This window comes from Sediminibacterium salmoneum NBRC 103935 (assembly GCF_000511175.1).
Classification (GTDB): domain Bacteria; phylum Bacteroidota; class Bacteroidia; order Chitinophagales; family Chitinophagaceae; genus Sediminibacterium; species Sediminibacterium salmoneum.
In genome coordinates this window covers 2,775,150-2,791,366 of the sequence record NZ_KI866530.1, presented here as the reverse complement: position 1 = coordinate 2,791,366, position 16,217 = coordinate 2,775,150, and the positions used below count along the sequence as shown (strand labels likewise).

The window sequence follows — 16,217 nt, the reverse complement described above, 5'->3', positions numbered from 1 at the left end:
TAAGCACCCAAAGGGAACCGATAAAATAGCGGAAGCCTCTTTTGGCAATCTTCTTTTGCCTTTCTTCAGTCTGACTGAGCGTTTCAGTTATAATATGCTGATAAACGGCAGGTATTCTGTAAAAAAAATATCCCAGTAAAAAAATCAGCAAAGACCCTAAAAAAAAGGACAATTTAAAAGCATGGAACCATTCCCACATCATTCGGTTTAATACAACAGGATCTTTAAACCGGTAGAAGTCCATCTGGGTATATAAATAAAGGCCGAAGAGACTAAGCGCATTGGCAACCCATGCAATACCAACCATAACTGGTCCCTGTGTTTTGGCCAATCCAGACCTGTTCCTGTATTGACACCAAAGAAAATTATGGGCGATAATGGTACCAAAAACGGTCATAAAAATTAATACACGTACTTAATTAAATAAACTACTACACCTGCAACAATAAAAAAGAAAAGAAGGGAAAAATAAAAATACCTGCCGCCTCTTCTTGCCACGGCATGTTTCTCTTCTTCCTCCAGTTTGCTAAATCTTCTGATAATGTCTACGAATATGGCTTTGCCGCCATAAGCGCCAAAACTCATAAAATAAACCACTGCCAAAAAGATAAGAATTCCCAATCTACCGGCTAATTCCCAGTATCTTATCAGTGCCAGTATTTCATAGACCTGATCACTTTGATTGGTAAAGAGTAAATAAACAATCCCTAAGCCCAACAAAGAAAGCACATTACAAACCCAGGCCAATCCTACCATATGTATACCATTGGTTTTAATGGCTAACATTTCACGATGCGTTCTCACGACCGTGTAATCATGACAGATTACGGATTCGAAAATGTTCATTTAATAAAATTCAATGCGATAGAGTGAAATTTGCTTTAAAGTTAATTGAATTTTATTACATGTACGTTTATTAATAATTGATCGTTTGTTCTTCAATTGTTGCCGGAATCTCCCTCCACTCGTATTGCTGATTCCTGAGTTGTGGTTCAAATCCACCTTCACGTATGGCTTCCTGAATGGTTTTATAGGTGAAGCGATGGGGCGCCCCCGCAGCGCTTACTACATTTTCCTCAATCATAATTGAACCAAAATCGTTGGCTCCTCCATGCAAACACAATTGTGCCGTTTCTTTTCCGACCGTTAGCCAGCTGGCCTGAATGTTTTTAACATTGGGGAGCATAATACGGCTGATGGCAATCATTCGCATATATTCATCCGGAGTAGTCAGGTTCTGAACCCCTCTGATTTTAGTTAACAGCGTATCTACATCCTGAAACGTCCAGGGAATAAATGCCAGAAAACCCTTTGCTTCGGCAGGTTTTATTGCCTGAACCGCTCTTATTTTTTCTAGGTGTATAAAACGCTCTTCAATGGTTTCCACATGCCCAAACATCATGGTTGCACTGGTAGTAATATCCAGCTTGTGTGCTTCGTGCATAATAGCCAGCCATTCGTCTGCACCACATTTACCTTTCGAAATCAATCGGCGTACGCGATCCACCAGAATCTCCGCTCCTGCGCCAGGCAAAGAGTCCAGCCCTGCTTCTTTCAATGCTTTCAGCACATCGTGGTGACTCATTTTCTCTAATTTGGCAATATGCGCCACTTCGGGTGGTCCCAACGCATGTAATTTGATGGTTGGATACTCATTCTTAATCTGACGGAAGGTGGTTGTATAAAAGTCCAGTCCTAATTCAGGATGGTGTCCACCCTGTAGTAAAAGCTGATCTCCGCCATATTTAAGGGTTTCTTCAATTTTTTTCCGGTAAGTCGGCATGTCGGTTATATAAGCCTCCGCATGACCCGGTATCCTGTAGAAATTACAGAACTTGCAATTGGCGATACAAACATTGGTTGTATTTACATTCCGGTCGATCTGCCAGGTCACTTTTCCGTGAGGAACCTGCTTTTTCCGCAGTTCGTCGGCTATATGCATTAAATCTGCCAGAGGAGCATGTTCAAACAGATACATACCCTCTTCTACAGTCAAAAACGAAAAATCAAGTGCTTTCTGGTATAAATTGGCTAATTCCATCATAATTGTATAAGCAACAAAGTTAACACAGATATGGTTCATCGCCGCTGATATCAACAAAACAGCAGGGTTATCAAATAATTCTTCATTTTGCGCTAAAACGGATTAAATTACTACAGCGTGAAAAAAATCTTTTCCATCATACTGCTGTTGGGGAGTCTGCAGCTAAGCGCACAGGAAGAATTTGTGCCGCCCGACGCCCGCTTTATTTCTAAAGTGCCTTTTTTTCAGTTAAGCGGAGGGATTATTATTTTAAAAGCCCAGCTGGATCAGTTTTCCGATTCACTGAATTTTGTTTTGGATACGGGTAGCGGAGGAATTTCACTGGATTCCACTACTGCGGAGAAACTCAGTATACCAACGCAGCAGACCGAGAAATCCATCAGGGGTATTGCCGGAATTAAAAAAGTTGCTTTTGCCTACGACCATTCCCTGAGCATGCCCGGAATTCAGGTAAAACACCTGGATTTTCACATCAATAACTACGATTTGTTAACCAGTGTATACGGAATCAGGATTGATGGTATTATTGGTTATAGTTTTTTAAGACGGTATATTGTTCACCTAGACTTCGATAAAAGGGTAATGGAAATATATACTCCGGGACGATTTAAATACCCAAAGGGCGGGCAATTGATTAGACCCAATTTCAGTACTCTGCCTTTGATGCAGTCAACTTTACAAGATAGCAAAACGCTCTTAAGCCGGTTTATTTTTGATACCGGAGCCGGTTTGTGTTTCCTGCTCTCGAGAGATTTTGTAGATGACAGTATGGTATTTAAAAGCAAAAGAAAGTTTTTTTTAACACAGGCTGAAGGACTGGGGGGCAAAAAACAAATGGAAATTGCCGTGATGAAATCCATTAAAATCGGTAACTACAAATTCAAGAAAGTACCCGTTCATATTTTTGAAGACGACTATAATGTTACCAACTATCCCACATTGGGCGGATTAATTGGCAACGACTTATTAAGAAGATTCAATATTACCCTGAACTATCCCGACCAAAGTATTCACCTGAAGCCCAATAATCATTTTAATGACCCCTTCGATTACAGCTATACAGGTCTGGGTATTTATTTAATTGATGGCCAGATTAAAGTAGTAGATATTATTGAAGGATCTCCAGGTGATAAAGCAGGGTTTAAAACAGACGATATTATTTTCTCCATCGAAAACAATGCTTCCAATAATATTCAGGCATATAAAAACCTGTTTCAGAATTCAATAGGAAAAATAAAAGTGATTGTTCTAAGAAACAATATTCCTTTACTGCTGAACATGCAGGTGAAAGACATCCGGAAGTAAATAAGATACCCTAATTTGCATCCTTTTACAGATTGCTATGATAGACTATAACAGATTTACGCTGGACAATGGATTAACCGTTCTGGTTCATGAAGATACAGCTACTCCAATGGCAGTAGTGAATGTATTGTATGATGTGGGCGCAAGAGATGAAAACCCATCCAAAACAGGATTTGCCCATTTATTTGAGCACCTGATGTTCGGGGGCAGTATTCATATTCCAGACTACGATGAGCCTTTACAAAGGGCAGGCGGAGACAACAACGCTTATACTACCAATGATTTAACCAACTATTACTGTCAGTTGCCGGCACAAAATATTGAAACGGCTTTCTGGCTCGAAAGTGATCGCATGCTTAGTTTGGCCTTTAGCGAAAAAAGCCTTGCTGTTCAGCGAAAAGTGGTTTGTGAAGAATTCAGAGAGCATTATATCAATAAACCTTACGGCGATGTTTGGAAACATATGCGTGAGTTGGCCTATACGGTACATCCATATCAGTGGATGACCATTGGCAAGGAATTGAGTCATGTAGAAAATGCTCATATTGATGACGTAAAAAATTTCTTTTTTAAACATTACCGTCCGGTTAATGCCATATTGGTAGTAGCCGGAAATGTAAAAACAGAAGAAATAAAAAGACTGGCAGAAAAATGGTTTGGCCCCATTGAAATGGGAGAAAAATATATTCGTTGTTTGCCGAAGGAACCTATTCAGGACCAGGCAAGAAGAAAAACAATTGAAGCCAATGTACCGCTGGATGCTTTTGTAAAAACCTGGCATATGGATGCCAGATTAGAAAAAGGATATTATGCCGCAGACTTAATTACAGAAATACTGGGCGGAGGAGCTTCTTCCAGAATGTATCAGGCACTGGTTAAAGAACAAAAATTGTTTTCTAATCTGGATTGCTACCATTTTGGAAGTATGGACGCCGGTTTGTTAACGATTGAAGGAAAGCTGGTGAAAGGAGTGGACATCAATAAAGCAGAACAGGCTATAACAGAACAATTACAGCAATTACAGGAACACCTGGTTCCCATTGCCGAATTAACCAAAGTGAAAAATAAAACCGAAAGTGTAATTGCATTTGAAGATATGAGTATCATGAGCAGAGCAAGTAGTCTGGCCATGTACGAATTACTTGGAGACGCATCACTCATGAATACTGAACTGGATAAATACCAGGAAATAAATTCGCAGGATATTCAGCAGTACAGTAAAAATATTTTCAGGGAAAGCAATAGCAACACATTGCATTACCTGGCTAAATAAAGAAATGATTCCATGTTAGATAGAAATATACAACCTTCCATTGTAGATGCGGTTAGCTTCGACTTGAAGCTTAGAAAATGTGAGCAATACAAATTGGACAATCAGGTTCCGGTATACAGCATGAATGCCGGCACACAGGATGTACTGATGATTGAGTGGGTGTTTAAAGCAGGTAATTGGTTTGAACAAAAAAATATTGTTGCCGGTACCACTAATTTTCTATTGAAAAATGGAACCAGTAATAAAACTGCTTTTCAGATCAATGATCATTTTGAATTTCACGGAGCTTACCTCAACCGTGCCTGTTACAATGAAACAGCTACTATTACCTTGCATTGTCTGGCCAAACATATCAATGAGCTTTTACCGGTGGTAGCAGAACTAATAACGGAATCAATTTTTCCCGAAGAAGAGCTGGCTACCTACAAACAAAACCAGAAACAAAAATTATCGGTCAGTTTAAAGAAATGCGATTTCATTGCCAACCGCTTGATTGATGAATATATTTATGGGTTTCATCACCCTTATGGTAAATATACTTCTACACTAGATTATGATCAGCTGAACAGAGAAGAGCTTATTGCCTATTTTAACAGGTTTTATGCCGAAGGACATTGCACCATTTTTACTGCAGGAAAAATTCCATCCGATTTACAGCACCAATTGAATAGGTATTTTGGCAAGCTTCCGTTGCAGCAAAGACCTGTTCCGAATATTCAATATAACCTGCAGCCCGCTTTAGAAAAGAAACAACAGATTATCAATGACGAGAATGGCGTGCAGGGTGCTATCAGAATTGCCAGACCCTTTCCGAACAAACATCATCCTGATTATCAGCAAACACAAATTCTAAACAGTGTTTTCGGCGGTTTTTTTGGATCAAGACTGATGAGTAATATCAGAGAAGACAAGGGATATACTTACGGCATACATAGTTATATACAAAATCATGTAGGAGAAACTGCCTGGATGATTAGTACCGAAGCCGGACGTGATGTTTGTGAAGCAACCATTTCAGAAGTTTACAAAGAGATGGAGATATTACAGAATGAACTGATTGATGAAGAAGAACTAAGCCTGGTTAAAAACTATATGCTTGGGACTGTTCTGGGAGATTTAGATGGCCCGTTTCAGTTAATTGCCCGCTGGAAAAACTATGTTTTAAACAATCTGGATGAAAACTATTTTTACAATAGTGTACAAACCATCAAATCTACCACAGCGGAAGAATTACAGGAGCTTGCTAAAAAATACCTGAACCCTTCAGAATTTTATGAACTGACTGTTATTTAACTTTTGAAAAAATGTACAGCATTTCTATTCCGATTTGCTTACTCCTTTCAAGATAAACTTCATTTTGCTTAGGAGTGCCATCGGACAATTTAGGGTCTTCATAGGGTAGTTTGAATCTTGCATCAGCTCCCTGAACAATCGGGCAGGAAGCGTCTGCACTGGAACAAGTTAATACAGCCCCATATTCCTTTTGTGGATTTTCCTCGTGGGTATATAGTTTTGAAAATGCCATCATTTTACTGGCATTGGCGGCAAAAACAACTTCATATACCGGATTACTAGTAGCATCTTTAGCAATAACTTCAAATCCTATTTGTTGCAAAGCCTGAACTGCATTTTCATTAAACGCAGTAACTTCTGTACCCCCTGAATAACAATAAACATTATCAACTCCGTAATAAACAGCAGCAGCCTGTGCCATTAATTGAGATATATGGCTTCGTCTGGAATTATGGGTACAGATAAATGTAAGCTGCACTTTTTGCTGTGCTTTATTCTTTGTTTTTATGTAAGCACTGATTTCTTCCAAAGCCATTTTTCGCTCTGCAGGTATTTGATCAAAGCTTAATGCAGCTTTATCAAAAAACAATTGTAACCCTGGCAATAATATTAGATGTTGATCTGGTGTTTTCATAACTTTTAGTTGACTAAATAACTAATTTTAAAATTTCATTTATACCATTTTTTTCTAAACCAGAATGCCAGATTCACCAATGCAATTAAAGCTGGCACTTCTACTAAGGGACCAATAACCCCTGCAAAAGCCTGCCCGCTGTTAATTCCAAAAACGCCTATAGCCACTGCAATAGCTAATTCAAAATTATTTCCTGTAGCAGTGAAAGCAATTGAAGTATTTCTGGAGTAATCTGCTCCCAATTTTTTGCCAATGAAAAAGCTAATAAAAAACATCAGTGCAAAATAGACAACTAACGGAATGGCTATACGCAAAACGTCCATAGGAATTTTCACAATTAATTGCCCCTTTAAACTGAACATAAGTATAATGGTAAAAAGTAAAGCAATTAACGTAACAGGAGAAATGAAAGGAATAAACTTATTATTAAACCAATCCATTCCTTTCCATTTAATTAAAGTAAAACGGCTGATGACACCGGCAGCAAAAGGGATACCCAGATAAATACCAACCGATTTTGCTATTTCACCAATAGTGATATTTACATTCAATCCTTTTACGCCAAAATAAGGTGGGAGGAATGTAATAAATAAATAGGCATAGAAACTGTAAAATAAAACCTGAAAAATGCTATTCAGGGCAACCAGGCCTGCTGCATACTCTCTATTGCCTTCCGCCAAGTCATTCCAAACCACCACCATGGCAATACACCTGGCCAAACCAATCAGGATTAATCCAATCATGTATTCAGGATAATCTTTCAGAAAAACAATGGATAAAAAAAACATCAATATGGGGCCAATCACCCAGTTCAATAACAAGGATAGACTCAATACTTTCGTATTACTGAACACTTCGCCAATTTTGTTATAATTCACTTTAGCTAATGGAGGATACATCATCAGTACCAACCCTACTGCCAGTGGTATATTGGTGGTCCCTGAAGAATATGATTCAATCGTTGAAGAAACAGCAGGCACAAAATATCCCAATCCAACTCCCAAAACCATGGCTAAAAAAATCCATAATGTTAGGTATTGATCTAAAAAAGACAATTTTTTGCGATTAAAAGCAGGGGCACAATGCTCCATTTGATTCTTTTTAAATTATAGAATTAAAACTATAAAAATTCAAACCACAATACAATTAACAACATCCACCACCAGGCGTGCAACAGCTGGCTGCTGCCTTAGCATCAGTTGCATCAGCAATAACAATAGTATTGGGTTTTTCAGCATAAACTGTTATGCTGAAGATACCTGAACCACCATTATTAAATGCAGCTATTTCTTCTTCTGACAAATAGTTTTTAAGAATATCATTGGGAATAATGATAGGTTTTTCTTTCTGTACAATGATATTTTCAAAATGATTCAAGTGAATCAGTTCCAGGTACACATCTTTTTGTATTGCGCCCGCAACACAACCTGCATACATTTCAGCATCTTTCTTTAATGATTCTGGTAGCTGTCCAACAATTACCACATCGGAAATACTGAAATGTCCGCCTGGTTTTAAAACTCGATAAATTTCTTTGAATACGCCATCTTTATTCGGCACCAGATTCAAGACGCAATTACTTACCACTACATCAGCTATATTTCCGCCCAATGGCATATGTTCAATATCGCCCTCTCGGAATTCCACATTATTATACCCTAAGGCATCTGCATTATTCCTGGCTTTCTGAATCATGGCAGGTGTAAAATCAATACCAATCACTTTACCTTTTTCTCCGGTTTGTGCCCGGGCAACAAAACAATCATTGCCTGCACCACTTCCTAAATCTACTACCACATTTCCTGGTTTAATCTGAGCAAACTGTGTTGGAAGTCCGCAGCCCAATCCCAGATCTGCATTTTCATTATATCCTTCCATTGTTGTATAATCATCGCTCATGATATTATATACCTCTGTGCTGCAGCCACCAGCTCCACAACAGGAAGCTTTATTGTCTGCTACAGACTGATTGGCAATTTCTGCGTATTTCTCTTTTACTATTTGTTTTAACTGTTCATCTGTTTGCATAAAATAAATTTTAAGATGTATTAAATAAATTAACAACAGGATTGCTGTTGTACTTTTAGTTTAGAAAATAATTGATTAAAAGATTGATTGAATTTTTCAAAAGCTTTCCAGTTAATACAGTAACAACTTCTTGGGCCATCTACTGTTCCCTTAATTAAACCTGCTTCTTTTAATTCTTTCAAGTGTTGCGAAACAGTAGACTGTGCCAATGGTAAAACTTCTACAATTTCTCCGCATACACATTCAGTTTTGCTTGCCAGAACTTTTAAGATTGCTATGCGTGCAGGGTGCGAAAGTGCTTTGGCAAATTGTGCCAGTTCCTGTTCTGCCTTTAAAAACTCTTCTAATTTAGGTGCCGCCATATTTCATCGTTTTTATACGATAGAACAAAGCTAGGAAGATAATTTCATTTCATCGTATTTTTACGATTAATTATTTTAAAATACCACCGCTGAATTGATCAGGTAAGAACCCCTGTATTGTCCTATATTATGATTGACCGGAATTCATACATATATATAGTATATGTACTGCTATACCCTATTTATAGCCTACCGCCATTCATCCCTTATTGGAACCGATTATCCCTTTCTTAAAATCCTGAAAATTATTAAATAGTTGATTTTCAGATAATTATACAAAACCAACATCTAAACTCAGCCTATTACCTAAAAAAACTAGGTACTATGTGTTGCATAGTACTAAAAATATCCCCATCTTTGTGTTGTCAAAGTAATTAAACAAACAAAACACTTAAAAATACTTACCATGAAACTGACAAACACAAACGCACTGGTTCAGCTTAATCAAAAAGCCCTGAACAATTTAACCCAGGTTGTAAATGAAACCATTGCTACCAATGTAAGAGTAGAAAACAAAACAAAGAAAAGGTTCACAGTAGCCCAGCTTTGGAAAATTCAGCGCTTTAGCAGAATTGCTCCTGTAAAACCTATCCTTGTTTATTAATCCAATAAAAATCTAGACCATGGATATTCAAAACACACAAAGTCAGATGCGCAAGGGCGTGCTGGAGTTTTGTATCCTTTCAATCATTCGCCAGGGAGAAGTTTACCCCAGTGACCTGGTTGATCGGATGAAAGCAGCCAACCTCCACATTCTGGAAGGTACCTTGTATCCGCTGCTTACCCGACTTAAGAATGCTGAATTGCTCAACTACAGATGGGTTGAAAGCAATAGCGGACCGCCCCGAAAATATTTCGTGATGACTGAAAAAGGTCTAGCCTTCTACAGTGAACTCGAAAGAACCTGGAAAGAACTGGCAGGTGCCGTTCAAGTACTAACAGAACCCCTAGCTCCCCCAGCCACCGAAAACCAAAACCAACCTTAACCAAGCAAAATAAACATACCATGAAAAAGGTAATTAATATAAACTTCCAAGGCAGAGTAATTCCCATTGAGGAATCGGCTTACGACGTATTGAAAGTATACGTTGAAAGTTTACGCCGCTTTTTTGCCAATGAAGAAGGAAGAGATGAAATCATCAACGACATTGAAGGTCGTATTGCTGAACTATTTGGTGAAAGCCTGAAAAAAGGCAGCACCTGTATTACTGAAGAAGACGTAAATAATGTAATCAATAGTATGGGCAGACCCGAAGATTTTGAAGGTGAAGAAACCAATATGCAATCTCAGCTGGGCGGTCAGCATGAACAAAAAAACAATAGCTATACCGAGCAGGATCCTCATACTTCAAGAGGTCGCTTATACAGAGACACCAACGATAAAATGCTGGGTGGTGTTTGTAGCGGTATGGCCGCCTACTTTAGAATTGATCCTACTGTTGTAAGACTTTTATTCCTGGTATTATTCTTCGGCGGTGGCTCAGGTTTCTTACTGTACTTATTGCTATGGATCTTCCTGCCTGCTAAACCATTAGACCATGTAAGCAGCAACAGAAGACTGTACAGAAATCCGGAAGAAAAAGTAATTGCGGGTGTTGCCAGCGGTATCGCCACTTATTTTGATGTAGCGGTTTGGATCCCCCGTTTAATATTCTCTTTACCATTGGTAATTGGTATATTCTCTTCCTTTGTAAGTTCATTATTCTGGTTCGAGTTTAACCCATTCCCCGGATTCATCTTTGGCTCTTTTGGAGGAACCTTATTTGTAATCTACGCTGTTCTGTGGGCTGTAATACCTGAAGCAAAAAGTGCTTCAGAAAAACTGGAAATGCGTGGTGAAAAAGTAGACCTTAACACCATTAAGAATACCATTCAGGAAGACTTAGAAGGATTTAAAGCCCGCGCTGAAAAATGGGGTGGCGAATTCTCTCAGAAAGCAAAAGAATTTTCTTCAGAATTCAGCAGCACCGTAAATGAAAAAAGCAAACAATTTGCTTCTGAAGCCAGTGCGGTATCCAAATCTGGTGGAAGCAAATTAGGTAATGCCATCGGCATCCTGTTTAAAGCATTCTTCTTATTCCTTGCGGGCATATTGGCTTTCACCATTCTGGTTGCACTATTGGGAATGATTGCAGGTAGCGTAAGTGTATTCCCTCTTAAAAGCTTTTTCTTAGAAGGATTCTGGCAGAATGTATTGGCATGGGCTACATTGGTATTATTCCTCTTTGTACCAGCGATTGGTTTACTTACCTGGTTGGTTCGCAGAATCATCGGAGCCAGAGCCGGCAGCAAGTACCTGGGTTTCACCTTCGGTGGATTATGGACCCTGGGATGGATCAGTGTTGTATTACTGATTGCATCCATTGCACAAAACTTTGATGCAGGTGCCAAAGACAAAGGCGAAATAAAAATTGTACAACCTACTACCAATAAAATCACGATTAAAGTAGCAGATGCCAATGTAAGAGTAGTGAGTGGAAAATGGTTTAAAATGGATGGATTATTAAGACTGGATGACGATAGCATTGTACTCAATAATATCCGAGTTCGCATAGCCAAAAGTCCGGATTCCTTGTACCGTGTTAGCTATGTAAAATTCAGCAACGGTTCGGATGAAAAGACCGCGCTGAAAAATATTGAGCAAATTAAATACGGGGCAGTTCAACAAGACAGTGTTCTCTATTTAGACAGAGGCTTTAAGTTGAACAAAGGATCTAAATTCCGCAACCAGGGTGTAACGGTTACCATTTTTGTTCCGGTGGGTAAGAAAATTGAAATTGATGAAAATGTTTCCAGAAGACTAAATCATTTCAGCTTTAACTCTGGCAGAAACGACTACGACTGGGACGATGAGTGGAACAATGAAAGCTATGAAAGCTGGATGTCTAACCAGGAATATATCATGACCCCAGGTGGTTTGGAAAGAGTAAAAAAACAAGGCGATTATAATAGTGACAATGATAATGAAGAAGAAGATTCTGACAAAAGCGCCATTGAAGAATATAAAAAGAGCAGAGAAGAATTGCGCAAGGAATACGAGCGCAAGCAGAAGGAAGCAGAAGAACTAAAAAGGAACTGGATAAGCCGGTTGACACAACCCGCTACCGTTACCAGAAAGTAGCTATTTTGGATCCACATATCTCTGGTCCTTCCCGAAAAACCAAGAATTCGGATAACCCTGAAATCATTGAGATTGGAACAGAATTGGGAAGATTTTCCCTGCTGAATTTACAATCCTAAAGAAGGTTGGCACAGGTTGGAAAAGAACCCTGTCTCTAATTTGAGATGGGGTTCTTGCTTTTTACCATCGGTTCGTGGCTTTCACCTATTTTTGCAGCCTAATTTATTGCGCAATGAAAAACACACCGTTTACCCATAAACATATTGCTCTGGGTGCAAAAATGGCTGAATTTGCCGGATACAATATGCCGATCAGCTACACTGGTATTAATGATGAACATGCCACTGTAAGAAAGAACGCAGGCGTATTTGATGTGAGCCATATGGGCGAATTCATTTTAAAGGGTGAGCATGCCCTGGATTTAATTCAGCGTGTTACCACCAATGATGCTTCAAAACTGGTAGCTGGTCAGGCGCAGTATAGTTGTTTACCCAATGAAGAAGGTGGCATTGTAGATGATTTAATTGTGTATTGCATTGAGCCCAATAAAACTTATATGCTGGTGGTGAATGCCTCCAATATAGAAAAAGACTGGAACTGGATTTCTAAATTCAATACGCAGCAGGCAGAAATGCATAATATCAGCGACAAAACCTGTTTGTTGGCTATTCAAGGGCCCAACGCAACCAAGATATTGCAGCCTTTAACCGATTTGGATATCATGAATTTAAAGTATTACACTTTTGTAAAAGGAACTTTTGCTGGAGTAGAAAATGTATTAATCAGCGCAACTGGTTACACAGGTTCTGGAGGTGTAGAGATTTATTTTGAAGACAGCAACGGAGCTGCGGATAAAATCTGGGATGCCATTTTTGAAATTGGCGGACCACAGGGATTAAAACCTATTGGTTTAGGTGCAAGAGATACCTTGCGATTGGAAATGGGTTACTGCTTATACGGAAATGATATTGACGACACCACATCTCCATTAGAAGGAGGACTAGGTTGGATTACCAAATTCACCAAAGACTTTACGGCAAAATCTATCATTGAAAAAGTAAAGGCAGATGGTGTTAAACGCAAGTTGGTAGGATTTGAACTGCTGGAAAGAGGTATACCCCGCCACGATTACTTAATTAAAGATGCAGAAGGCAATACCATTGGAAAAGTAACCAGCGGAACCCAGGCACCTTCTTTAAATAAAGCCATTGGTTTGGGTTATGTTGCTACTGCACATGCTGCTATCGACTCCATTATTTACATTGAAATCAGAAATGCACTGGTGAAAGCAAAAGTGGTGAAAGCTCCCTTTGCTTAATCGGCAATAATCAAATATTTCTAAGGCTTTTTCGTTTTAAAAGAATGAGAAAGCCTTTTTTGTTTTTCATACTGTTTATTGGAATCTGCGGACTAAGTTCCTGTTTCAGAAAAGGTACAGAAACCGGACTGGCCTCCTTCTATGCAGATAAATATGTGGGAAGAAAAACGAGCAACGGAGAAACCTTCAGACAAAATAAATTAACGGCAGCACATAAAACACTACCGTTTGGAACGAAAGTAAAAGTAATCAATCAAAACAACGGCAAATCGGTAAAAGTAAGAATCAATGACAGAGGACCTTTTATCCAGGGCAGGATTATTGATTTGAGTAAGAAGGCTGCCCAAAAAATTGATATGGTAAACGATGGTGTAACCAAAGTCAAGATTCGATATTAGCTTCCTGAATAATTTTTACTGCATCTTTTCCAACCTGAGAATAACCAAATTCATAACAATAATTGTAAATGCTTTTACTGGAATGTTTTGCCTGATGGGTAAAATGCTGAGGCGTGAAGCCCTTTATATACAGCTCACTTAAAGGAATGGGTGCTCCTTTTCGTTGCAAGACAAATAAGTCGGAAAGTATCTTTCTGTTTCGCAAGAGTAAGGCATTGATTCTACGCATATAGTTGGTTCGGTTGCCATAAATAGCATTGTGATAACTGCTTCTGCAATGATTGCTGCAGAATTTCTTGTCTGTTCTCCCTTGCATTTTTTTATTGCAATACATACATTGTTTAATTAACTGATCCATAGTAGTAAATTTTCAACTACCTGAATTTACCCGGAGGATTGTATAAAATACTTGTAAAAATACCAGTCGCTTTGGGGTATTTAACGGTAAAAGTGTTTGCAAACGTTTATAAACGCCAACAGATGTTTATTATACCCAATTGCCGGAAAGGGTTGTTCATATTTGTTGGGTTAACGGCAGTACGCACTGCTCTTTAAAAAATCAATTTAACTGAACCGTTATGAACGCAGTAAAAAACAAAGTCCAATTAATTGGCAATCTGGGTCAGGATCCCGAAGTAAAAACCATTGGTGAAGACAAAAAAGTAGCACACTTAAGTTTGGCAACCAACGAAAATTACAAAAACGCCAAAGGTGAAAAAGTAACTGAAACCCAGTGGCACAATGTAGTTGCCTGGGGCAAACTGGCAGACATTGCCGAGAAGTACCTGGTGAAAGGAACAGAAGTAGTGATTGAAGGAAAGCTGGTCAATCGTAACTACACCGACAAGCAAGGTGTAAAGCGGTATGCAACAGAAATCCAGGCCAATGAACTGTTGATACTTACCAAAAAAGCCTGAGCATTCATCACCCCCCCCAATTCAGCTATACCTTATTTTATCAGTAGTTGCAGCTGGAATCCCGTCCACACTGCGCTACTGGTAGTAAGGGCTGATCATGAAATAAACGATGGGACCGGTTACTGCAACATAAAACCAAAGCGGCCAGGTAATTTTTGCCAGCTTTTTATGTGCAGGAAATTCACTGGTTAATCCTCTGTAAGCAGTAAATAAAATAAAGGGCAAAATAATAGCTGCTAAAATAATATGCGTTATCAATATAATCAGATACACCACTCTCATGGTGCCTGCAGCCAGCTTCTCTGCTTCATCCACTATGCCATCGTGATTGGCATCGCCATACTTTGCTTCCCCTGCCAATAAATGATGCGCGATATAGGAAAGAAGAAATAATACAGAAAGCACCAATGCCCCCATCATTAATTTCTTGTGCAATTCATAGTGCTGCTTTTTTACAGCAATCAAGGCAGCCACCAGCACTACAGCAATCGTTGCATTTACAAATGCATTAATCGTAGCAAAAATATGTACATCAAAGCCCAAATCAACATCCAGCTTGAACTTGCCCAGAATCACAACAACAATAAAAACCACTAAAGAAAAAATACCAATCAGCCAGTTGGCCAAACGATCGTTTTTTTGAAATACAGGTTTCAACATGTAAAATCTATTTTAACTTCTTAATTTTTAGTTCCCCAAATAATTATATATCAGCTCTGGCCTATATCTATTTGGCAAATTGGCTCTTATTGATTTTTATCCACTACTTTTCGTCTGTTCTGCATATAAGTCACAAAGAAGATGACAGCAGTAATGATGATTAACCATAACCAGCTTAAGTCTAAAATTTTCCTAAATACCCCACTCTTCTTCTGTCCATCTTTCTCCAGCATCAATAATCCAATATCTCTGGCCAGCTTTTTCATGTCGGCACTATCCAGCCCATTGTAATATCCCCTTACCTTATATGCTTTATCAATTAAAACAAACCGGCTGGTATGCACAAAATCAGGACTTACCGGCTCTTCACTAAACTGATCTACTTTTAATTCTTCAAAAGCAAACTGATAAATATCTTTTTTATTCCCTGTTAAGAACCACCAGTTATCGTGAATGACCCCAAAGCGATCTGCATATTTTTTCAATACTGAAACTGAATCGTTTTCCGGGTCAACCGTAAACGACATAAAATGAACAATGGAAGTATCTATCTTGTTGCGAACATTGCCCCCTTTCTTAAAAGATTGCTGCAAAGTTGACATATTACGGGTTAGTCTTGGACAAATACTCCGGCAACTGGTAAAGAAGAAATCAGCTACTATAATTTTACCCTGCGGGTCATACAGGCTAACAGAGTCTCCCAACTGATTCACCAATTTAATGTTCTTGGTGGTATGCCATACCGTGTCACTAACCGATTTGCCATCCTGCACTTTTTTCAATTACGGTATCCAGCAAATAATGCCTTGGCATTACTACTGCTGTTTCACTGAGTCGTGGGAGGCAAGGCACACAGGGGATAGG

The 16,217-nt window shown here is 38.9% G+C and carries 19 protein-coding genes; 9 read left to right on the top strand and 10 right to left on the bottom strand.

The features are described from left to right. The 3 genes from P767_RS18535 to mqnC all read right to left on the bottom strand — a co-directional run. On the bottom strand, window positions 1-397 hold a 397-nt coding region (locus tag P767_RS18535; protein WP_037351848.1), incomplete at its 3' end, for a hypothetical protein. A 5-nt stretch (window positions 398-402) separates the two neighbouring features. After that, complete coding sequence (locus P767_RS0113000) at window positions 403-846, bottom strand: hypothetical protein (RefSeq protein ID WP_157611536.1); 444 nt, start codon at window positions 844-846, stop codon at window positions 403-405. Between the two features lie 70 nt (window positions 847-916). Then, window positions 917-2,083, bottom strand: coding sequence for a cyclic dehypoxanthinyl futalosine synthase (mqnC, locus tag P767_RS0112995; protein ID WP_245586888.1), 1,167 nt, complete (start codon window positions 2,081-2,083; stop codon window positions 917-919). A 78-nt stretch (window positions 2,084-2,161) separates the two neighbouring features. Here mqnC and P767_RS0112990 point away from each other — a divergent pair, with 78 nt between their 5' ends. The 3 genes from P767_RS0112990 to P767_RS0112980 are packed head-to-tail and all read left to right on the top strand — an operon-like array spanning window position 2,162 to window position 5,915. Continuing rightward, window positions 2,162-3,349, top strand: a complete 1,188-nt coding sequence (locus P767_RS0112990; protein WP_037351845.1) for an aspartyl protease family protein — start codon at window positions 2,162-2,164, stop codon at window positions 3,347-3,349. A gap of 37 nt (window positions 3,350-3,386) precedes the next feature. Continuing rightward, window positions 3,387-4,622: a M16 family metallopeptidase gene (locus P767_RS0112985; protein WP_026764859.1), complete on the top strand. Its 1,236-nt coding sequence runs from the start codon at window positions 3,387-3,389 to the stop codon at window positions 4,620-4,622. A gap of 12 nt (window positions 4,623-4,634) precedes the next feature. Beyond that, a complete protein-coding gene (locus P767_RS0112980; protein WP_026764858.1) occupies window positions 4,635-5,915 on the top strand; it encodes a M16 family metallopeptidase in 1,281 nt (426 codons plus the stop codon). Here P767_RS0112980 and P767_RS0112975 read toward each other — a convergent pair. From P767_RS0112975 to P767_RS0112960, 4 genes are read right to left on the bottom strand one after another with little or no spacing between them, the layout of a single operon-like run. Then, entirely contained in the window at window positions 5,908-6,549 is a 642-nt protein-coding gene (locus P767_RS0112975; RefSeq protein WP_216593238.1) for a low molecular weight phosphatase family protein, read from the bottom strand. The two genes, P767_RS0112980 and P767_RS0112975, sit on opposite strands and share 8 nt — an antisense overlap. A gap of 35 nt (window positions 6,550-6,584) precedes the next feature. Beyond that, window positions 6,585-7,640 carry an ACR3 family arsenite efflux transporter gene (gene arsB, locus P767_RS0112970; RefSeq protein WP_026764856.1) on the bottom strand — a complete coding sequence of 352 codons (1,056 nt, stop codon included), beginning with the start codon at window positions 7,638-7,640 and terminating at the stop codon, window positions 6,585-6,587. A 55-nt stretch (window positions 7,641-7,695) separates the two neighbouring features. After that, window positions 7,696-8,577, bottom strand: a complete 882-nt coding sequence (locus P767_RS0112965; RefSeq protein ID WP_026764855.1) for an arsenite methyltransferase — start codon at window positions 8,575-8,577, stop codon at window positions 7,696-7,698. Window positions 8,578-8,606: 29 nt separating this feature from the next. Next, window positions 8,607-8,939, bottom strand: coding sequence for an ArsR/SmtB family transcription factor (locus P767_RS0112960; RefSeq protein WP_026764854.1), 333 nt, complete (start codon window positions 8,937-8,939; stop codon window positions 8,607-8,609). A gap of 406 nt (window positions 8,940-9,345) precedes the next feature. Here P767_RS0112960 and P767_RS0112955 point away from each other — a divergent pair, with 406 nt between their 5' ends. From P767_RS0112955 to P767_RS0112935, 5 genes are all read left to right on the top strand, one after another. Then, window positions 9,346-9,543, top strand: a complete 198-nt coding sequence (locus tag P767_RS0112955) for a hypothetical protein (protein WP_026764853.1) — start codon at window positions 9,346-9,348, stop codon at window positions 9,541-9,543. Between the two features lie 19 nt (window positions 9,544-9,562). Then, window positions 9,563-9,925, top strand: coding sequence for a PadR family transcriptional regulator (locus P767_RS0112950; RefSeq protein ID WP_026750344.1), 363 nt, complete (start codon window positions 9,563-9,565; stop codon window positions 9,923-9,925). A gap of 20 nt (window positions 9,926-9,945) precedes the next feature. After that, entirely contained in the window at window positions 9,946-12,060 is a 2,115-nt protein-coding gene (locus P767_RS17075; RefSeq protein WP_037351841.1) for a PspC domain-containing protein, read from the top strand. A gap of 232 nt (window positions 12,061-12,292) precedes the next feature. Then, window positions 12,293-13,378 (top strand): glycine cleavage system aminomethyltransferase GcvT, encoded by a 1,086-nt coding sequence (gene gcvT / locus P767_RS0112940; RefSeq protein WP_026764852.1) that lies wholly within the window; start codon window positions 12,293-12,295, stop codon window positions 13,376-13,378. 44 nt (window positions 13,379-13,422) lie between these two features. Beyond that, complete coding sequence (locus tag P767_RS0112935) at window positions 13,423-13,776, top strand: septal ring lytic transglycosylase RlpA family protein (protein ID WP_026764851.1); 354 nt, start codon at window positions 13,423-13,425, stop codon at window positions 13,774-13,776. Here P767_RS0112935 and P767_RS0112930 read toward each other — a convergent pair. Beyond that, on the bottom strand, window positions 13,760-14,134 hold the full coding sequence (locus P767_RS0112930) for a hypothetical protein (protein ID WP_026764850.1): 375 nt from the start codon (window positions 14,132-14,134) through the stop codon (window positions 13,760-13,762). The genes P767_RS0112935 and P767_RS0112930 overlap by 17 nt on opposite strands. A 220-nt stretch (window positions 14,135-14,354) precedes the next feature. Here P767_RS0112930 and P767_RS0112925 point away from each other — a divergent pair, with 220 nt between their 5' ends. Beyond that, the gene (locus P767_RS0112925; RefSeq protein ID WP_026750348.1) at window positions 14,355-14,693 is read left to right on the top strand and encodes a single-stranded DNA-binding protein; all 339 of its coding nucleotides are present in this window, start codon (window positions 14,355-14,357) and stop codon (window positions 14,691-14,693) included. A gap of 75 nt (window positions 14,694-14,768) precedes the next feature. Here the strand turns inward: P767_RS0112925 and P767_RS0112920 are convergent, their stop codons facing one another. Continuing rightward, window positions 14,769-15,353, bottom strand: a complete 585-nt coding sequence (locus tag P767_RS0112920) for a DUF420 domain-containing protein (RefSeq protein WP_026764849.1) — start codon at window positions 15,351-15,353, stop codon at window positions 14,769-14,771. 86 nt (window positions 15,354-15,439) lie between these two features. Continuing rightward, window positions 15,440-16,126 carry an SCO family protein gene (locus tag P767_RS17070; RefSeq protein ID WP_216593237.1) on the bottom strand — a complete coding sequence of 229 codons (687 nt, stop codon included), beginning with the start codon at window positions 16,124-16,126 and terminating at the stop codon, window positions 15,440-15,442. Window positions 16,127-16,217 lie beyond the last annotated feature (91 nt).

Coding starts and splice junctions, on each gene's coding strand:
- P767_RS0113000 (WP_157611536.1), bottom strand. CDS start 846: ATGAACATTTTCGAATCCGTAATCTGTCATGATTACACGGTCGTGAGA.
- mqnC (WP_245586888.1), bottom strand. CDS start 2,083: ATGAACCATATCTGTGTTAACTTTGTTGCTTATACAATTATGATGGAA.
- P767_RS0112985 (WP_026764859.1), top strand. CDS start 3,387: ATGATAGACTATAACAGATTTACGCTGGACAATGGATTAACCGTTCTG.
- P767_RS0112980 (WP_026764858.1), top strand. CDS start 4,635: ATGTTAGATAGAAATATACAACCTTCCATTGTAGATGCGGTTAGCTTC.
- P767_RS0112975 (WP_216593238.1), bottom strand. CDS start 6,549: ATGAAAACACCAGATCAACATCTAATATTATTGCCAGGGTTACAATTG.
- arsB (WP_026764856.1), bottom strand. CDS start 7,640: ATGGAGCATTGTGCCCCTGCTTTTAATCGCAAAAAATTGTCTTTTTTA.
- P767_RS0112965 (WP_026764855.1), bottom strand. CDS start 8,577: ATGCAAACAGATGAACAGTTAAAACAAATAGTAAAAGAGAAATACGCA.
- P767_RS0112960 (WP_026764854.1), bottom strand. CDS start 8,939: ATGGCGGCACCTAAATTAGAAGAGTTTTTAAAGGCAGAACAGGAACTG.
- P767_RS0112955 (WP_026764853.1), top strand. CDS start 9,346: ATGAAACTGACAAACACAAACGCACTGGTTCAGCTTAATCAAAAAGCC.
- P767_RS0112950 (WP_026750344.1), top strand. CDS start 9,563: ATGGATATTCAAAACACACAAAGTCAGATGCGCAAGGGCGTGCTGGAG.
- P767_RS17075 (WP_037351841.1), top strand. CDS start 9,946: ATGAAAAAGGTAATTAATATAAACTTCCAAGGCAGAGTAATTCCCATT.
- gcvT (WP_026764852.1), top strand. CDS start 12,293: ATGAAAAACACACCGTTTACCCATAAACATATTGCTCTGGGTGCAAAA.
- P767_RS0112935 (WP_026764851.1), top strand. CDS start 13,423: ATGAGAAAGCCTTTTTTGTTTTTCATACTGTTTATTGGAATCTGCGGA.
- P767_RS0112930 (WP_026764850.1), bottom strand. CDS start 14,134: ATGGATCAGTTAATTAAACAATGTATGTATTGCAATAAAAAAATGCAA.
- P767_RS0112925 (WP_026750348.1), top strand. CDS start 14,355: ATGAACGCAGTAAAAAACAAAGTCCAATTAATTGGCAATCTGGGTCAG.
- P767_RS0112920 (WP_026764849.1), bottom strand. CDS start 15,353: ATGTTGAAACCTGTATTTCAAAAAAACGATCGTTTGGCCAACTGGCTG.